The sequence below is a fragment of the Sporichthya brevicatena genome (assembly GCF_039525035.1).
GTDB classification, from domain to species: Bacteria; Actinomycetota; Actinomycetes; order Sporichthyales; family Sporichthyaceae; genus Sporichthya; species Sporichthya brevicatena.
This window is the reverse complement of the sequence record NZ_BAAAHE010000042.1, coordinates 26,943-44,329: the sequence shown is the minus strand read 5'-3', so window position 1 is coordinate 44,329 and position 17,387 is coordinate 26,943. Positions and strand designations below refer to the sequence as shown.

General features: G+C 72.0%; 14 protein-coding genes and 1 pseudogene. 6 read left to right on the top strand and 9 right to left on the bottom strand.

The genetic code is table 11. The features are described 5' to 3' along the window. Together ABD401_RS19925 and ABD401_RS19920 are read right to left on the bottom strand one after the other, a co-directional pair. The coding region (locus ABD401_RS19925; RefSeq protein WP_344607999.1) for a transposase at window positions 1-215 on the bottom strand (215 nt) is incomplete at its 3' end. Between the two features lie 176 nt (window positions 216-391). Beyond that, window positions 392-1,129, bottom strand: coding sequence for a hypothetical protein (locus ABD401_RS19920; RefSeq protein ID WP_344607997.1), 738 nt, complete (start codon window positions 1,127-1,129; stop codon window positions 392-394). 143 nt (window positions 1,130-1,272) lie between these two features. On the opposite strand from ABD401_RS19920, the gene ABD401_RS19915 reads away from it, so the two are divergent. After that, on the top strand, window positions 1,273-2,913 hold the full coding sequence (locus tag ABD401_RS19915) for a PEP-utilizing enzyme (protein WP_344607995.1): 1,641 nt from the start codon (window positions 1,273-1,275) through the stop codon (window positions 2,911-2,913). On the opposite strand, the gene ABD401_RS19910 is transcribed toward ABD401_RS19915, so the two are convergent. After that, a complete protein-coding gene (locus tag ABD401_RS19910; RefSeq protein WP_344607993.1) occupies window positions 2,888-3,580 on the bottom strand; it encodes a hypothetical protein in 693 nt (230 codons plus the stop codon). The two genes, ABD401_RS19915 and ABD401_RS19910, sit on opposite strands and share 26 nt — an antisense overlap. Before the next feature lie 174 nt (window positions 3,581-3,754). On the opposite strand from ABD401_RS19910, the gene ABD401_RS19905 reads away from it, so the two are divergent. Both ABD401_RS19905 and ABD401_RS19900 read left to right on the top strand, forming a co-directional pair. Next, window positions 3,755-5,695 (top strand): sensor histidine kinase, encoded by a 1,941-nt coding sequence (locus tag ABD401_RS19905; RefSeq protein ID WP_344607991.1) that lies wholly within the window; start codon window positions 3,755-3,757, stop codon window positions 5,693-5,695. Next, window positions 5,683-6,327, top strand: a complete 645-nt coding sequence (locus ABD401_RS19900; protein WP_344607989.1) for a response regulator — start codon at window positions 5,683-5,685, stop codon at window positions 6,325-6,327. The genes ABD401_RS19905 and ABD401_RS19900 overlap by 13 nt, the downstream gene beginning before the upstream one ends. A 17-nt stretch (window positions 6,328-6,344) precedes the next feature. On the opposite strand, the gene ABD401_RS19895 is transcribed toward ABD401_RS19900, so the two are convergent. Genes ABD401_RS19895 through ABD401_RS19875 form a run of 5 tightly spaced genes read right to left on the bottom strand, consistent with a single transcriptional unit; the run spans window position 6,345 to window position 11,395 of the window. Continuing rightward, window positions 6,345-7,094, bottom strand: a complete 750-nt coding sequence (locus ABD401_RS19895; protein ID WP_344607987.1) for a peptidoglycan-binding domain-containing protein — start codon at window positions 7,092-7,094, stop codon at window positions 6,345-6,347. Next, window positions 7,091-8,281 (bottom strand): ABC transporter ATP-binding protein, encoded by a 1,191-nt coding sequence (locus tag ABD401_RS19890; protein WP_344607985.1) that lies wholly within the window; start codon window positions 8,279-8,281, stop codon window positions 7,091-7,093. Before ABD401_RS19890 ends, ABD401_RS19895 begins: the two co-directional genes overlap by 4 nt. A 29-nt stretch (window positions 8,282-8,310) precedes the next feature. Next, window positions 8,311-9,156, bottom strand: coding sequence for a carbohydrate ABC transporter permease (locus ABD401_RS19885; protein WP_344607983.1), 846 nt, complete (start codon window positions 9,154-9,156; stop codon window positions 8,311-8,313). Further along, on the bottom strand, window positions 9,156-10,097 hold the full coding sequence (locus ABD401_RS19880) for a carbohydrate ABC transporter permease (protein ID WP_344607981.1): 942 nt from the start codon (window positions 10,095-10,097) through the stop codon (window positions 9,156-9,158). Before ABD401_RS19880 ends, ABD401_RS19885 begins: the two co-directional genes overlap by 1 nt. Then, on the bottom strand, window positions 10,094-11,395 hold the full coding sequence (locus ABD401_RS19875) for an ABC transporter substrate-binding protein (protein WP_344608002.1): 1,302 nt from the start codon (window positions 11,393-11,395) through the stop codon (window positions 10,094-10,096). The genes ABD401_RS19880 and ABD401_RS19875 overlap by 4 nt, the downstream gene beginning before the upstream one ends. A gap of 189 nt (window positions 11,396-11,584) precedes the next feature. Here ABD401_RS19875 and ABD401_RS19870 point away from each other — a divergent pair, with 189 nt between their 5' ends. Then, window positions 11,585-12,085 (top strand): Lrp/AsnC family transcriptional regulator, encoded by a 501-nt coding sequence (locus ABD401_RS19870; RefSeq protein WP_019874264.1) that lies wholly within the window; start codon window positions 11,585-11,587, stop codon window positions 12,083-12,085. Here the strand turns inward: ABD401_RS19870 and ABD401_RS19865 are convergent, their stop codons facing one another. Further along, window positions 12,086-15,505 (bottom strand): indolepyruvate ferredoxin oxidoreductase family protein, encoded by a 3,420-nt coding sequence (locus ABD401_RS19865; RefSeq protein ID WP_344607979.1) that lies wholly within the window; start codon window positions 15,503-15,505, stop codon window positions 12,086-12,088. Between the two features lie 291 nt (window positions 15,506-15,796). On the opposite strand from ABD401_RS19865, the gene ABD401_RS19860 reads away from it, so the two are divergent. Together ABD401_RS19860 and ABD401_RS19855 are read left to right on the top strand one after the other, a co-directional pair. Continuing rightward, window positions 15,797-17,050, top strand: a complete 1,254-nt coding sequence (locus ABD401_RS19860) for a cytochrome P450 (protein ID WP_344607977.1) — start codon at window positions 15,797-15,799, stop codon at window positions 17,048-17,050. A 144-nt stretch (window positions 17,051-17,194) separates the two neighbouring features. Next, window positions 17,195-17,387, top strand: a pseudogene (locus tag ABD401_RS19855) (ABC transporter substrate-binding protein); the annotation flags it as partial.

Here is a 17,387-nt window from a genome sequence, read left to right as displayed (position 1 = left end):
GCGCTGAAGCGCCGGTGCCGCTTCCACACCGTCTGCCACGGCCCGAAGCACGCGGGCAGATCACGCCAGGGAATCCCTGCCCGGTAACGGAAAACGATCCCCTCGACCACCTGACGATGGTCCCGATACGGCCGTCCACCCGCCGGTCCCGCCTCGGGCATCAACGGCTCGATTCGAGCCCACTGCTCATCGGTGAACACCGCAGTCCGTGTCATGGCTCAACGCTGCACCGATAACCCCAGATCAGTTGGGAGACACGCCCTAGTCCTGCGCTGAACGCGCGGGGTCCGTGACCGCGCTGCCGCCGAAGTGCCCTTACGTCAGCGGAAGTGGTCGCTATAGCGACCGCTTCCGCTGACGTAAGAGGGGTTAAGAGGGGTTCGGCGTCGACTCAGGCGGTGGCGGGGGCAGCGGCGGCCGCGGGGGCGGAGTCGGTCTGAGCGGTGGTGGCCTGCTCCTGGCGGATCGCCTTGAAGAGCATGATCCCGTTGACGGTCCAGAAGGCGAAGAACGTCAGGATCGTCAGCCACCAGCCGAGGAGGCCGTTCCAGGCGAAGACGCCGTCCTTGAAGTAGGTGCAGAGGGCGCCGGGCATCAGCAGGATCGCGAACCAGGCATTGGCGTAGCCGACCCAGCGGGGGAAGACGGGGTTCTCCGGCGACAGGAGGATCGCCAGCGCGATCGCCGACATCTGCACGACCGGGCACGAGAGCGCCAGGATGAAGAAGAACCAGCCGACGTCGGACAGCAGCAGCACGAGCTCGGGGTCGCGCTCGGCGCGGTAGGCCGCGGCGGACCAGAGCATGCACGGGATGACGATGATGAGCGCGATCATCGCGCCGGCGAGCATCTGCGTCCGGGCGAAGACGGCCGGCCGGCCCTCGACCCGGGACAGCTGGTGCGCGAGCACCGACACCCACGGCACCAGCAGGGCGCCGCCGAGCATGGTGAGCACGACACCGGTCCGGATCAGCTGCGTGTGGTCGCGGTAGAAGTCCGCGACCTCTTGCGCGTTGTCGCTCGGCGGGGTCGGCGGGATGAAGCCCGCGAGCCCGCCGAAGCCGACGCCGAGCATCACCATGAACAGCGGGATGCTCCAGGCACAGATCAACTGATTGCGAATGTTCACTTCGACCTCGCGACGTTGGGATGTCGATGGGATGTCGACAGCGCGGCTCTCAACTGGCGGCGCCCTTGTAATATTGCGACTCCGCGTCGCAGAATATGGGTCGGATCCGCTTCCGTAAAGACATCGCCCGGCAAGGGAGCCCCATGACCAGGGACGCACGAAGCCTGTACCACACCGAGTCCGCGCCCGGGCAGTACTGGAGCACGGCGAACGTCGGTGAGGCCATGCCGGGCGTGGTCACGCCTTTCGGCTGGTCGGTGTGGGGTCCGGCCATCGACGTCGGCATGAAGGACGCGTTCCGGCGCACCGGCGCCCTCGAGCCCGAGCGCGTCGTGTTCACCGGCGAGGCGGACTCGAGCGCGGTCACGGTCTTCCACGGCCGCGGGGCGCTGAGCGTGAACTTCCTCTGCGAGATGGGCGACCGGCTGCCGGGCACGAGTGCCGACGCCATCGCCAAACAGTTGCTGGGCGAGGTCCCGGCGGGGATCTCGATCCCCCACACGCGCAAGCGCCTGCCGGCCGTCGCCGTGAAGATGCCGAAGGCCTTCGCGGGGATCCGCAAGGAGGCGCTGCGCGACACCGCGCACACGCAGGCCTGGTGGCAGGAGCACATCCGCGCGATGGACTCCCGTGACCTGGAGGCCACCAAGCGCGCCCTCGACGACGCGCGCAAGAAGCAGATCGAGATGACGAAGGTCCAGGCGCGCGCCGTGTTCGTCGGCGTGCAGTCGATCTACGACCAGCTGCTCGCCCTGATCGCGAAGTCGGGGATCAGTGAGGAGCAGGCCAACGCGCTGATGGCGGGTCAGGGCTCGCACGCCGAGACCGAGATCATCGCCGACCTCTGGGACCTCGGCCGCGACAAGATGACGCTCGAGGCCTTCCTCGACAAGCACGGCTACCACGGGCTCGGCGAGGGCCAGCTCATCTCCAAGATGTGGCGCGAGGACCCCGAGCCGGTCCTGCGTCTGGCCAAGCAGTACTCCGCGCGGCCCGACAGTGAGCACCCGCACCTGATGGCGGAGAAGCGCACGCGTGAGCGCGAGGCCGCCGAGAAGGCGCTGCTCGCGAAGCTGCCGGCCTGGAAGCGGCCGATGGCCAAGCAGATTCTCAAGCTCGCCGTCGCGCGGATCCCGCTCCGCGGCGTCGCGAAGGAGGCGCTGATCCGCTGCCTCGACGTCTGCCGCGCCGCTGCCCGGCGGATGGGCACGCTGCTCGTCGAGCAGGGCGTGCTGAACGAGGTCGACGACGTCTTCTACTTCACCGCCGACGAGCTTCTCGCCGGCCTGCCCGCGAACGCGAAGGAACTCGCCGCCGAGCGCAGGGCGATCCGCGAGGACCTGCTGCGCACCGACATCCCGCGCACGTGGGACGGGACGCCGACGCGCATCCCGATCAGCGAGCCCGCCGCGGAGGCCACCGGCCCCGCGCCGGCCGCCCCCACCGGGGTGGCGGTCACGGGCATCGGGGCCAGCGGCGGCGTCGTCGAAGGGACGGCACGCGTGGTCTTCGACCCGACCGAGGTCGACGTCGAACCCGGCGACATCATCGTCGCTCCGACCACCGATCCGAGCTGGGCCGCGGTGCTCTTCCTCGCCGAGGCGCTGGTCGTCGACATCGGCGGGCCGCTCAGCCACGCCGCGGTCGTCGCGCGCGAGTGCGGCATCCCCTGCGTCATCGGCACCGACAACGGGACCGCGGTCCTCCGCTCCGGCGACCGGATCCGCGTCGACGGCAACAAGGGGACGGTCGAGATCCTCAGCCGCGCCCCGGCGACCGTGTGACCTGACTGAGCACCGCGGCCACGCCCGCGAGGCACAGGGTCTGCGCGGCCTGCACGACGTTCATCACCGTGCCGGTCGTGACGAACAGGCCGACGGTGAGTACCGCGAACACGATCGGCAGCCAGGTCGGGACAGCCCGGGCACGCCACAGCGCGAACATCAGTGTCAGCGAGCCGAGGGTCACGAGCGCGAAACCCGCGCCGGAGACCACGATCAATTGCGCCAGGTTGTCGTCGACGTAGGTCAGCAACGTGTCGCCCTGGTCCGCCGGCAGCGCGTCGGGCTCGGTGGCGTACCAGGCGAGCACCCCGAAGGCGGTCGAGCCGCCGGCGAAGAGGATGGCGCCGAGCCCGGCGAGCACCGCACCCACCGTCGCGGTTGTCCGGCCGTGGCCGCGGACCAGGAGGCAGGTCGCCAGGCCCAGGCCGAGCGCGACGGCCGCCATGCCGACGCCGTCGAGGATCGCGCCGAGCCACGCCCCGGTCCGGTGGTCGGCGAGCGTCTCGTAGGACAGGTCGTCGCGCTCGCCCCACGGCTGCCAGAGCACGATCGTCGCGGAGGTCAGCACGCCGAGCGCGAGCACGGCGGCGACGACCCGGGAACGGACCGGGTCCGGCGGGGCGGGGACCGGAGCCGGGGCCGGCACGGTCGGGGAAGCGGTGGACATGGCACGGACCTCCTGCGGAGCGACGGTGTCGGTGTGGGGCTGTCGGGGTGCGTCTGACGGTGCGTCGGCCTCGACGCTAGGGACGCGCGGCGTCCGGGGGATCGGGGCGGGCGCCCGTTCGATCTCCGTATCTGCACGGAGCCACCGGGGCTCGCGCGGCTCTACAGTTCCGGCATGGCGGCCGTGCTGGCTCTGCTCTGCGGGGTGGCGATGCTCGCCGCCACCGCGCTGGCCGCGGCGGCGGGGAACGCCGACGCGTGGGTCGCCCTGGGTTTCGGTGCGGTTCTCGTGCCGCCGGCCGCGGTGCTCGGCGTCGTCGTCGCGCGGCGCCGCGAGGTGGCGCGGGTCGGTCTGCTGCTGGCGTTCCTCGGCCTCACCGTCGCGCTGGTCGTGCTCAAGGAGACGTTCTGGCAGGCGCTGGCCCACCGGTGGCCGGAGTCCAAGACCGACTACGCAGAGCTCGCCGCGGTGCTGGACCAGAGTGCGATCTGGGTCCTCGTTGCGGTCGCCCTGCTGCTGCTCCACTTCCCGGACGGCCGGGTGCCCGGTCCGCGGTGGCGCGCGGTGCCGGCGGTGCTCGTCCTGTGCGCGGTCGTCGACGAGACATTCGTGGCGTTCGAGGCGTCGAAGTTCCGGCCGCCGATGTCGGACGTCGAACGGCCCTGGGACCCGCTGCCCGAGTGGCTGACCGCCGTCGGCTTCGTCTTCTTCGGAACCCAGCTCGTGCTCGCGCTCGCCTGCGCGGTCTCGCTGGTCGGCCGGTACCGCCGCGGCGACGACGTGACCCGGGCGCGCCTCCGGTGGCTCGCGCTCGCCGGCCTCGCCGTCCCGCTCTATCCCGCGCTCTGCCTGCTGGAGATCGCGCTCTGGGGCCGGCCGCTGTGGTTCAGCAGCGGTGTCGCCCTCGCCGGGCTGGTCGGGATCCCGGTGACCACCGCGATCGCGATGCTGCGGCACGACCTCTACGACGTCGACAAGGTGCTCGCCGGCGCCGTCACCTACGCGTTGGTGACGGCCAGTCTGATCGGGATCTTCGCCGGGGGAGCCTTCGTCGGCGGGCTGGTGCTCGGCCGAGGCTCCGCCGGTGCCGCCGCGGCCGCGGCCGCCCTGTGCGCGGTGGCCCTCACCCCGCTGCGGACCAGGCTGCAGCGCGCGGTCGACGCCCGGCTGTACCCGCGGCGGCGCTCCGCCCTCACCGCCGTGGCGGCGCTCGCGCGGGACGCCGGCGCCGGCACCGCCTCCCCCGAGGCGCTCGAAGCGGTGCTGCGCGATGCGCTTCGCGACCCCACCCTGCGCGTCGGCTACCGAGTCCCCGGCGCCGCCGGCTACGTCGACGCGGCGGGAGAGCCGGTGGCCGCGACCGGCGGGGTGCGGGTCGAGCTCGACGGCCGGGAGATCGGCGTCCTCGTGGGAACCGGTCGTCCCGAGTTGCTGCGTCAGGTGGCAGCCGGCGCCGCCACTCTCGTGGAGGTGGTGCGGCTGCGACTGGAGGTGGCGCAGGCCCTGCGCGAGGCGGAGTCGAGCCGGGCGCGGCTGCTGGTCGCCGGGTTCGAGGAGCGGCGCCGGCTCGAACGCGACCTGCATGACGGCGCCCAGCAGCGGTTGGCGTCGCTCGGCATGAGTCTGCGGCTGGCGCAGCGTCACCTCGGGGACGGCACCGTCGACGTCGACGGCCTGCTCGACGCGGCCGTCGCCGAACTCGGCACCGCGCTCGCCGAGCTGCGCGCGATCGCCTACGGCCTGCGCCCCGGCCGTCTCGACGACGGGCTCGACGCCGCGCTCGCCGACCTGATCCGCCGCGTCCCGGTCACCGTCGAGCTCGAGTTCGACGCCGACCGCCTGCCCGACGAGATCGCGACGACGGCCTACTACCTGGTGAGCGAGGCGATCGCGAACGTGGTCAAGCATGCGGGGGCGGACCGGATCGCCCTGCGGGTCACGCGCACCGCGGAGTGCGTGTCGATCCGGATCACCGACGACGGCCGCGGCGGTGCCGTCCTCTCCGGCCGGTCGCCGCTGGCCGACCGGGTCGCGGCGCTCGGGGGCACGCTCACGGTCGAGAGTCCGGTCGGCCGCGGCACGGTCATCGAGGCGGTGCTGCCGTGCGCATCGTGATCGGGGAGGACTCGGCGCTGTTCCGGGAGGGGCTCGCGAGTCTGCTCGTCGACGCCGGGCACGAGGTCGTCGGCAAGGCGGCCGACGCGACCGCGCTGCTCGCCACCGTCGAGGAGTTGGAACCGGACCTCGCCATCGTCGACATCCGGATGCCGCCGGACCGCACCGACGACGGGGCCCGCGCCGCGCGGACCCTGCGCGCCACGCACGAGACCCTCGGCATCGTCCTGCTGTCCCAACACCTGGAGACGCGCCATTCGGTCGAGCTCGCCGCCGGCGGCTACTTCGGATACCTGCTCAAGGACCGCGTGTTCGACGTCGAGGACTTCCTCGAGGCGCTGCGCCGCGTGGCCGCGGGCGGGTCGGCGCTCGACCCCGAGGTCGTGGCCCACCTGCTCCGTCCGGCCCGTCGCGACGACCCCCTCGCCGCGCTCACCCCGCGCGAGCGGGAGGTGCTCGCTTTGATGGCGGAGGGCCGGACCAACAAGGGCATCGCCGGCCGGCTCTGGCTCACCGACCGGACAGTGGAGACCCACGTCAGCAGCATCATCGCCAAGCTCGGCCTCGCCGACTCGGCCGAGGACCACCGCCGAGTCCTCGCCGTTCTGGCCTGGCTCGGCCATCAGACCTGACGTGACATCAGAAAGCTTCAGGGCCGGACGTAGCGGGCGACGACGTCGTCGAACCAGACCGCTTCGGCGTCGTCGGTCGTGGGGTTCGCCTGAAGGATGTCCTCGGTCCGGGGATCCGAGACGCACAGCAGGGTGCGGGTGCCGGCGGCGGTGTCGAAGCTCTCGTCGAACTCCGCGCAGACCGAGGACCCGATCTCCTGCACCGGGCCGGCCGACGTGGTGCCGTCGTGCACGAGCTCCAGCGTCGAGCCGCAGCGCCGCAGCACGGTCCCGTCCTCCGCGAGCAGTCCCCACGCGACGGTGCCGGACGTGCAGGTCGCCCACGCGGGCACGGTCACCGACGTCGGCCCGCCGGTGCGCGCCGGGCACGGCTGCGTGCCGTCGACGATCAACGCCCAGGTCTGCTCGCCGACCTGCCCGTCGTTGGCGGTGATGCACGGGAACGGCTTCTGCCGCTCGATCACGGCGGCAGCGGTCTCGAAGTCGAAGAAGCCGTTGACCTCGATCCCGAGGGCGGCCTGCAACCGCTTCACGTCCTCGCGGCACTCGATCGCCAGTGCGCGCTTGAGGTACGGCCGGCGCGCCGAGCCGTCCGGGGGTCCGGCGAACGCGACGCACGGCTTCGCCGAGGCGCTCGGCGTGGCCGAGGTCGTCGCGGTCGGCGCCGGGGTCGGCGCGGCGTCGTCGCCGTCGTCGGAGCAGGCACCGAGCAGCAGGACGGCGGAAAGCAGGGCGGGAAGCAGGACGAGGGAGCGGGCGCGCGTCACTCCGTCAGATTAGTGGTGAGGTTGCGCCCGGTCCCGGGATCGAACACGTGCGCCCGGGCGAGGTCGAACCAGACGGTGGTGTTCCCGCCCTTGGTCACCTTCGAGGCGGCGGAGAGGCGGGCCGTCAGCCGGTCCGCGGCGCCGGCGACCTCGGCGGCGCCGCTGTCGGCCGCGAGTTCCTCCAGCTCCTTCGTCATCGCGCGGACGCCGGCGAGGGAGAAGTACGCGTACTTGTCCGACCCCGTCGACTCCACGACGTCGACGGCCCCGGTGTACGTGACGCCGTCGTGCCGCTGCAGCGGGTCGACGAGCTCGACGTCCTCGAAGTGTTCGGGGCGGATGCCGAGGATGATCTCCCGCGGCGACTCCGGGGCGCGGTCGAGCGCGGCGCGGATCCGGGCGGGCAGGGCGAAGTCACCGAGCGGGGTGCGCAGCGTGCCGTCCTCCACCGCGGCCGGGATGAAGTTCATCGCCGGCGAGCCGATGAACCCGGCGACGAAGAGGTTGTCCGGGTGGTCGTAGAGGTGCTGCGGCGGGCCGACCTGCTGGACGACCCCGGCCCGCATCACGACGACGCGGTCGCCGAGCGTCATCGCCTCGGTCTGGTCGTGGGTGACGTACACGGTCGTCGTGCCCAGGCGCTGCTGCAGTCGCGCGACCTCGGTGCGCATCTGGACGCGGAGCTTGGCGTCGAGGTTCGACAGCGGTTCGTCGAGCAGGAACGCCTTCGGGTTGCGGACGATTGCGCGGCCCATCGCCACCCGCTGCCGCTGACCGCCGGAGAGGTTGCCGGGGCGGCGGTCGAGGTGCGAGGTCAGGTCGAGGATCTCGGCGGCCTCGGCCACCTTCGCGTTGATCGTGGCCTTGTCGACCTTCGCGATCTTCAACGGGAACGCCATGTTCTGACGAACGGTCATGTGCGGGTACAGCGCGTAGGACTGGAACACCATCGCGATGTCCCGCTCGCGCGGGCCCTTCTCGTTGACCCGCTCGCCGCCGATGCGCAGCTCGCCGGAGGTGATGTCCTCCAGGCCGGCGATCATGTTCAGCGTCGTCGACTTCCCGCAACCCGAGGGGCCGACGAGGATGATGAACTCGCCGTCCGCGATCTGCAGGTTGACGTCGGAGACGGCGACGGCGCCGTCGGGGTACTTCTTGCCCACCCCGTCGAGAACGATCTCAGCCATGGCTTCCTCTCTCCGGGTTCATCGCGGCGTCACCCCTTCACCGCGCCGGAGGTCAACCCGGCGACGATGCGGCGCTGGAACAGCAGCACGAACAGGATGATCGGGATCGTGATGACCACCGCGGCGGCGGCGATCGAGCCGGTCGGCTCCTCGAACTGCGAGCTGCCGGTGAAGTTCGCGATGGCGGCCGGCGCGGTCCGGGACGAGTCGGTCGCGGTCAGGGAGATCGCGAACAGGAACTCGTTCCAGCAGAAGATGAAGACGAGCATCGCGCTCGTCATCATCCCGGGCGCGCCGAGCGGGGCGATGACCCGCGTGAACGCCTGCCACGGGCTGGCGCCGTCCATCTTCGCCGCCTTCTCCAGGTCCCACGGGATCTCGCGGAAGAACGCGGCGAGGGTGTAGATCGCCAGCGGCAGCGAGAACGTGATGTACGGCAGGATCAGGCCGGGCCAGGTGTCGAACAGGTTGAGTTTGCGTTCGATGTCGAACATCGGGCTGACGAGGGAGATCTGCGGGAACATCGCGATCATCAGCGCGATCCCGACGAGCACCTTCTTGCCGGGGAAGTCGAGCCGGGCGATCGCGTAGGCCGCCATCGCCCCGAGCGTCACCGCGATCACCGTCGCGATCAGCGCGATGCCGATCGAGTTCGTCAGCGCCCGGGTGAACTCGTCGGTCTCGAAGATTGCCTCGTAGTTGTCGAAGGTCCACTCACGGGGGACGAAGTTGCCGTCGGTCACGGACGCGGCCGGCTTGAACGACAGGCTTGCGATCCACAGCACGGGGATGGTGGCGTAGAGGATCGCCAGCAGGTTCAGCGTCGACCAGCCGAGCTTGCGCGAGACGGTCTCGGTCCCTCCGATCGTCGCCATCAGCGCTTCGCCTCCGAGTCCGTACCGGGGGCGGCCGTGCCGAAGCCCTTGACGAACAGGAACGCGATGAGCGCGACGCAGAGGAAGATCAGCACACTGATCGCCGAGCCGATGCCGAGGTTGAAGGCCTTGAACAGGTTGTCGTAGCCGAGGATCGAGACCGACCCGGTGTCGTTGTTGCCCCGCGTCAGGACGTAGATGTTGTCGAAGATGCGGAACGCGTCGAGCGTGCGGAACAGCAGCGCGACGAGGATCGCCGGCTTCATCATCGGGATGATGACGCGCACCAGACGGGTCCACGCGCCGGCGCCGTCGACCTGGGCGGCGCGCAGCAGGTCGTCGGGGACGAGCGCGAGACCGGCGAGCAGCAGCAGCGCCATGAACGGCGTCGTCTTCCAGACCTCGGCGAGGATGACGATGCCGAGGGCGGGGATCTGCTCCGTCAGCGGCGCCTCGCCCTCGGGCAGGAGGTTCGCGAGATAACCCGTCCCCGGCGTCCACGCGTAGTACCAGCTGAACGCGCCGGCGACGGTGACGATGCCGTACGGGATGAGCAGCACGGTCCGGACGGTGTTGCGCGCGACGATCGTGCGGTGCATCAGCAGCGCCAGCGCAAACCCGAGCACGAGCTCGATGGCCACGGAGATCACCGTGAGCGCCACGGTCACCGCGAGCGCCGTCCACCAGTAATTGTCCGTCAGAACCGCGGTGTAGTTGTCGAGGCCGACGAACTCCCGGTCGTTCGGGAAGCGCAGGTCGTACCGCTGCAGGGAGAGCCAGACCGCGTAGCCGATCGGGTAGGCCGTGACCGCGACCATGACGAGCACGGCCGGCGCGCAGAGCAGGAACGCCAGCTTGCGCTCGGCCTTCTTCTCCGCGGTCAGGGTGCGCTTGCCGGTCGGCGGCGGGGCCGGCGGGGGCGCGGGCGCGAGCGTGGTCATGGCACCAACCCCTCGGAGTTGACCGCGTCCCGCACGCGGGACGTCAGCTTCTCGACGTCGGAGTCGGGGTCGATCCCGCTCGGCGGGCTGAGGTCGGCCGAGAGCACGATCGAGATCGACTGGTAGGCGGGGGAGGCCGGCCGTACCCCGGCGTTCTCGAGCGAGGACTTGATGGCCTCCCAGGCCGGGTACTCCTCCTGGAACGCCGGGTCGTCGTAGAGCTCGGCGAGCGTGGGCGGAACGCCGGCCTCGACGGCGTTGCGCAGCTGGTTCTCCCGGTTGCGCAGGCACTCGATCGCCTCGAACGCCTCCGTCGGGTGCTTGCTCGTCGTCGGCACCGCCAGGTTGAACCCGCCGATCGTCACCGTCGCGGGCTTGCCCTCCTCCATACCGGGGAAGGGCGCCCAGGCGAACTCGTCCTGGACGCGGCGGCCGGTGTCGCTGTTCGTCGGGTTGCCGTTGTCGTCGAGGAACGCGCCGCCGCCGTTCTCGGCGATGCCGGGCAGGACGAACGGGTAGTTCACCTGGAACACGGCGCGGCCGGACTCCATCGCGAGGCGGGCGGACCCCTCGTCGCGCTGGGACAGCGACGGGTCCGCACCCTTGGCCCGGCCGACGCGGGCCATGATCTCGAGCGCCCGGCGGGCGGCGTCGCCCTGGTCGAGGGTGACGGTCTCCCCGTCGTCGTCGACGATCTTGCCGCCGGCGCTGGTGAGCAGCGTGTTGAACCAGACCGTGATGCCCTCGTACTGGTTGGCCTGGACCTCGATCCAGCTGGGCCGGCGCTGGTCCGCCAGGTCTTCGGCGATCGTGATCAGCTCGTCCCAGGTGTCCGGCGGTTCGCCGTTCGGGACCAGGTCCTTGCGGTACCAGAGCAGCTGTGTGTTCGTGTTCAGCGGCGCGGCGTAGAGGCGGTCCTCCCAGGTGGCCGTCTTCAGCGGGCCCTCGAGGGTGCCGTTGCGGACCCGGTCGGCGACCTCGTCGGGAAGCGGCTCGACCCACCCGGCCTCGGCGAACTCCGCGGTCCAGGTGACGTCCAGGCCGACGATGTCCAGCGCGGTGTCACCGCCCACGATCCGGCGGGCGAGCTGCAGGCGCTGGTCGTCGGCCTGGCGCGGGAGCATGTGATGGCGAATCACGTACCGGCCGTTCGCCGCATTCGTGCAGTCCACGGCCGCCGCGGCGTACTGCTCGGCGCCGTCGGCGGCGGTGTAGAGGTTCAGGGTCAGCTCGTCGGAGTCGTCGCCGCAGCCTGCGAGCAGCGCCGACGTCAGCACCAGGGCGCTCCCCGCGGCCATCGTGCGTCGCTTCAATCGACCGACCTCCCGCGCGGGGCTTACCCCGAGTAGTGGCGCGCGACACACTCGCTCGGGAAAATGTGAGAACTCGTTGGGTGGGCACTCTTGTCCGATCCGTCACCGGCACGGCCGCAACTTTGGTCGCGTTGGCCATGGATGGCGCGAGCTCGGGTTCCCACACTCGGACGCGTGTCCGACCCCGCCGCGACTTCGACGACCAGCCCCCCGACCAGCCCCCCGACCGGTCCGCCCGCTCCGCCGCTGGACGCGACCGACCTGCGCCTGGTGGAGCTGCTCCGTCAGGACGGACGCCGCAGCTACACCGAGATGGCCCGCACGATCGGGATGTCGGTGGCGGCGGTCCAGCGGCGGGTCGAGCGGCTCCAGGCCGAGGGGGTGATCCTCGGCTACACCGCGCTCGTCGACCACGCCCGGCTCGGCTGGGCCGTCGAGGCGTTCGCCGAGCTCCGCTACACCGGGCGGACGCCGGTCGAGGACATCGTCCGCACGGCGTCCGGAGTGCCGGAGGTTCAGGCCGTGCACACGATCGCCGGCGAGCTCGACGCGCTCGTGCAGATCCGCGCCCGGGACCTGTCCCACCTGCACACGGTCATCGGTCGGCTTCGCCGGGCCGGCGCCGTCACCGGGACGCGGACGCTGATGGTGCTGGGCTCCTGGACCCGCACCTGATCACCCGTCGACCGGGCCCGCCGCCAAGGCGGCGCGGAACTCCGCGACCCGGGCGAGCTTGATCTCCTCGTAGCCGGTGACCGCCGCCGGCAGCTCGAGCAGCGCCTGCACCGCGTCGACCTGCTCCGGGCGCAGGGCGACCACCGCCGCACGGGCCGCGGCGCGGTACTCCTCGATCAGCTCCCGCTCGACCCGGCGCACCTGCGCGTACCCGAACACGTCGAGGCGCGTCCCGCGCAGGCGGCGGGCGGCGTACAGCGTGCGGAACGCCGGGCGCGCCGTCCGGCGGAGGCGGATCTTGCGCTTCATCCCCAGTGCGCGCAGAGCCGGCGGGTGGAGCAGGACGCTGACCCGCGCGTCCGCCCCGAACTCATCCGCGACGCGCGCCCGCTCCGCCGCGTCGAGGTGGAGCCGCGCGACCTCGTACTCGTCCTTGTAGGCCATCAGCTTGTGCAGACCCCGGGCGTAGGTGTCCGCGAGCCGCACGGCCTCCGCGGGTCCGACCCGCTCCGTCGCGGCCGCCCGCAGCTCGGCGACGTCCGCGGCGTAGCGGCGGGCGTACCGCTCGTCCTGATATTCCGTCAGATCGGCGATGCGCAGGGCCAGGGCCTCGTCCGGGGGCAGCGGGGCGAACGGGACCAGGCCGGCGGCTGCGGCCACGCGCTCGGCGTCGACGACCGCGGCCCGGCCCCACCGGAAGGCGGCGAGCGTCGTCGACACGGCGGCCCCGTTGAGACGGATCGCCTCCTCGACCGCCTCGGCAGAGACCGGCAGGCACCCGTGCTGGTACGCGGCCCCGAGCAGGAGCATGTTCGTGGGCATGTGGTCGCCGAACAGGGCCTCCGCGAGCCGCTGGGCGTCCAGCGACACCGCGGCGGCGCCGTCGGTCGCGGCGAGAATGCGCGCCACCGCGTCGGTCGGCCGGGTCGGCAGCGCCGCGCGGCCGGTGACCATCGCCGCGGTCGGCACCACGTCCGTGTTGATCACCGCGACGGTGTGACCTGGTCGCGCCGTCGCGAGCACGGCGTCGTCGGCGGCGCCGAGCACGTCGAGGCAGAGCAGGACGTCGAGGCTGCCGCGGGACGCCCGCAGCGCCCCGCGCACGGGCTTGGCCGAGATGCGGACGTCGGAGACGACCGGCCCGCCCTTCTGGGCGAGGCCGACCTGCTCCAGTCCGGCGGCGTTGCGGCCGTCGAGGTGCGCGGCCATCTGGAGAATCGCCGACACCGTCACGACGCCGGTGCCGCCGATGCCGGGCATGCGGATCAGGACGTCGTCCGCGCCGCGCGGCCCGCCGACCCGGACGATCGGCTCGGGCAACGCCAGCGGCAGGTCCGGCACCGTGCGGCGGCGGTCGCCGCGGGGCTCGACGAGCAGGAACGACGGGCAGTCGCCCTGAGTGCACGTCAGGTCGGTGTTGCAGGAGCTCTGGTGGACCCGGGTCTTGCGCCCGAACTCGGTCGGTACCGGGAGCACCGACAGGCAGGTCGACTTCTCGCCGCAGTCGCCACACCCCTCGCAGGCGCGCTCGTTGATAACGACCTTCTCCGCCGGCGTCGGCAGTTTCCCGCGCTTGCGCAGGCGGCGTTCCTCGGTGGCGCACCGGTCGTCGTGGATCAGCACGGTCACGCCGGGGACGGCCGCCAGTTCGGCCTCCGCGGCCGTGATCTCCTCGCGCGGCCGGACCGTGGCGACGGGGTGCAACCGCACCCGGCGGTAGCGGCGGACGTCGTCGGTGGTGACGACGATCCGCGCCACACCCTCGGCCGCGAGCGAGTGCGTCAACGTCGCGACGTCGAGCCGCCCCGGCGGGGTCTGACCCCCCGTCATGGCGACGGCGTCGTTGTAGAGCAGCTTGTAGGTCATCGAGACCCCGGCGGCCACAGCGGCCCGGATCGCCAGCGAGCCCGAGTGGTGGAACGTCCCGTCCCCGAGGTTCTGGACGAAGTGGCGGTCGTCGGTGAACGGGGCGAGCCCGACCCACTGCGCGCCCTCGCCACCCATCTGCGTGATGCCGACCTGCCGCCCGCGCCCGGCCGGGTCCAGCGCGACCATCACGTGGCAGCCGATGCCCACGCCGACGAGGGTGTCGTCGGAGGCCTTCGTCGACGTGCTGTGCGGGCAGCCGGAGCAGAAGTACGGGGTTCGGCGGTTGCTCACGACCGGGAGGTCGATGCGGGAGCGCCGCGCCGTCAGCCGGTCGAGGTGGGCGGTCGCGACCGCGGGGAGACGCTCGCGGTCCAGCCGACCGCCGAGGGCCCGCGCGAGGTCGTCGGCCCCCACCGCGCCTCGCGCGGGCAGCAACGGGCGTCCCTGTTCGTCCGTCCGACCGAGGACGACCGGGGCGTCGGGGACGCGGTGGAACGCCGCCTTGAGCTGGTCCTCCAGGAACGGCACCTTGTCCTCGACCACGAGTACCTGCTCCAGGCCCGCCGTGAGCTCGCGCAGGTCGGCCGGGGCGACCGGGAACGGCAGGCCGAGGCGGATCAGGCGGATCCCGAGCGCGTCGAGGCTGCCCTCGTCCAGACCGAGGTCGGCGAGCGCGCGCTCCACCACGGCGAACGAGGTCCCCGCGGCGAGCAGGCCCAGACGCGGTCGGCGGGCGGAGAACACGACCCGGTTCAGTCCGCACGTGCGCGCGTACTCGCGGGCGACGTCCAGTCGCCGGGTCAGCAGGTCGTGCTCGGCGTCGAGTGCGGCCGGCCCGAGCAGGGTGAAGCGGCGCTGCCGGGCGTTCGCGTCCGGCACCGGCAGGTCGAGGTGCGCGGTGCCGACCTCGACCGTGGCGGAGGCGTCGGCGACGTCCGCGACGATCTTCAACCCGGTCCAGAGCCCGGAGGCGCGGGAGAGCGCGACCGCGTGCAGGCCGTACTCGACGACCTCGGCCACCGACCCCGGCGCGAACACCGGCAGTCCCAGGCTCGCCGCCATCGGCTCGCACGAGCTCGGCACCGTCGAGGACTTGGCGGCCGGGTCGTCGCCGATGATCGCCACGGCCCCGCCGAGCGGCGCGGTGCCGGCGACGTTGCCGTGCCGGATCGCGTCGGCCGCGCGGTCCAGGCCGGGATTCTTGCCGTACCAGAACCCGACCACGCCCGGGTGCCGGCGCCCGGGGACGAGGTCGAGCAGCTGCGTCCCGGCGACGGCGGTGGCGGCGAGCTCCTCGTTCAGCCCGGGCGTGAACACGACGCCGGCCGGCTCGAGCAGCCGCTGCGCCGCCCCCAGCGCGGTGTCCAACCCACCCAGCGGGGAGCCGGGGTACCCGCTGACGAACACCCGGGTGTCCAGCCCGTGCCGGGCGTCGAAGCGGCGCTGGTCGAGCATCAGCCGGACCAGGGCCTGCACGCCCGAGATCAGGACGCGCCCGGAGGTGGCGACGTACTTGTCGTCCAGGGTGATGCGTGGGCCGGTGTCGGTCATCGGTGGCTCCAGCTCGCGGGGCGGGTCGGTGCGAGCAGGACAGCCGCGGCCCCCGGGACGGGACAACGGCGCCGGCCGGACCGCCCGGGGCACGCGCAAGAAACTTGCGCGGGGGTTCCGGGGCCTTGTCCGGGACGGCGAAGGCGCGACCCGAGACCTTGGGCGGCTGCCCAATGACCGGTTCGTCGGCCCGCTGGGACGGTGACGGAGCACGAACCGCACACCAGGGCGGCCGGCACGACAGACCAGCACAGCAGACAGCACAGAAGGCAGCACAGAAGGCGAGCCCCCGTGACCAGCACTCTCCACGTCGAGACCGGCACCGCGATCCTCACGCAGATCGTTCTCGGTGGCCTGCAGGACCCGTTCCCCCTGTACGAGGAGCTGCGGGAGCTCGGCGACGGTTTCCACTGGTGCGCGGAGCTGCGCGGTTGGGTGGCGACGCGCTACGCGGACATCCGGCGGATGGACGAGGACCCGGAGCTCTACTCCAACGAGATGGGGCAGATGACGGGGGCGACCGCCCGCGACGACTCCGACCCGGTCCAGCAGCGCTTCGGCGAGATGACCGACAGCTGGATCCTGTTCCTCGACCCGCCGCGGCACACGCAGATCCGGCGCGTCTTCCGGCACGCCTTCACGCCGAAGGCGGTCGCGAAGTACCGGGCCACCACCGAGCGCATCGCCCACGACCTGCTCGCCGAGTACCGCTCCGGCGACGAGGTCGACTTCATGGAGAAGCTCGCCGCCAAGATCCCGATCGAGGTGATCGCGACGATCCTCGGCGTGCCGGCGAGCGACTTCGAGATGTTCCGCGAGTGGACCGACGCGCTGGTGCTCGCGACCGACCCGTCCGTCCAGGGCCCGGCGCGCGCCGAGGCCATCGGAGCGAGCATGCAGCTGTCCGACTACCTCACCGAGATCGGGCTCGAGCGGCTCCGTAACCCGCAGGACGACCTGATCTCGCTGATCATGACGACGGACGTGGAGGACGGGCAGCCGCTGGAGCCGGCGGTCGCGATCGCCCAGGCGGTCCTCCTCCTCGGCGCCGGCAACGACACGACGCGGAACCTGCTCGGGAACGCGATCAGCATCCTCGTCGACCGCCCGGAGCTGCAGCGGCGGCTGGTGGCGAACCCGGGCCTGATGCCGGAGTTCGTGGAGGAGGTGCTGCGGTTCGACCCGTCGTTCCACTTCGACTTCAAGCGGGTGACGCGCGATCACGAGCTGCTCGGCCGGGAGATCAAGGCGAACACCCCGGTCTTCCACCTGACCGCCGCCGCGAACCGTGACCCCCGGTTCTTCGACGACCCGGACCCGTCGATCTTCGACATCGACCGTCGGAACAAGCGGCACCTGGCGTTCAGCCACGGCATCCACCGCTGCGTGGGCGCCCCGCTCGCGCGCATGGAGGCCCAGGTCGGCCTGACCACGTTGCTCGAGCGTTTCCCGAACATCACCCACGGGTCGACCCCGCCGGTTCGCAAGGTCGCGAACATCGTGGCCCGTGGTTGGGAGACGCGGCCGGTGACGCTCCGGAGCTGACCCACGGGGTCGGTCCGGGGCGACCACTTGTTCGGCCCGCCAACTCGCCCCGGCGGAAGTTCGTTCGGCCGCCCATGTCGGACAAACCCACCCATCGCCAAGTCTGAGGACCACACAGCGCCCATGTCTTTAGGACGGATCACCATGCGGAGATCGATCACCGTCGTGCTGGCGGCCGCGGTGCTGGCGAGCACCGCCGCGTGCGGGAGTCGCGCGTCGGACCAGGACATCGTCGAGGCCCTCCGCGGGCCCTCCGGCGTCACCGGGACCGGGGTGGTCGCGGCGGGCGCGGGGGACGGCGCCGGCCTCGGCGCCGTCGACGCCGGGGTCCCGGCGG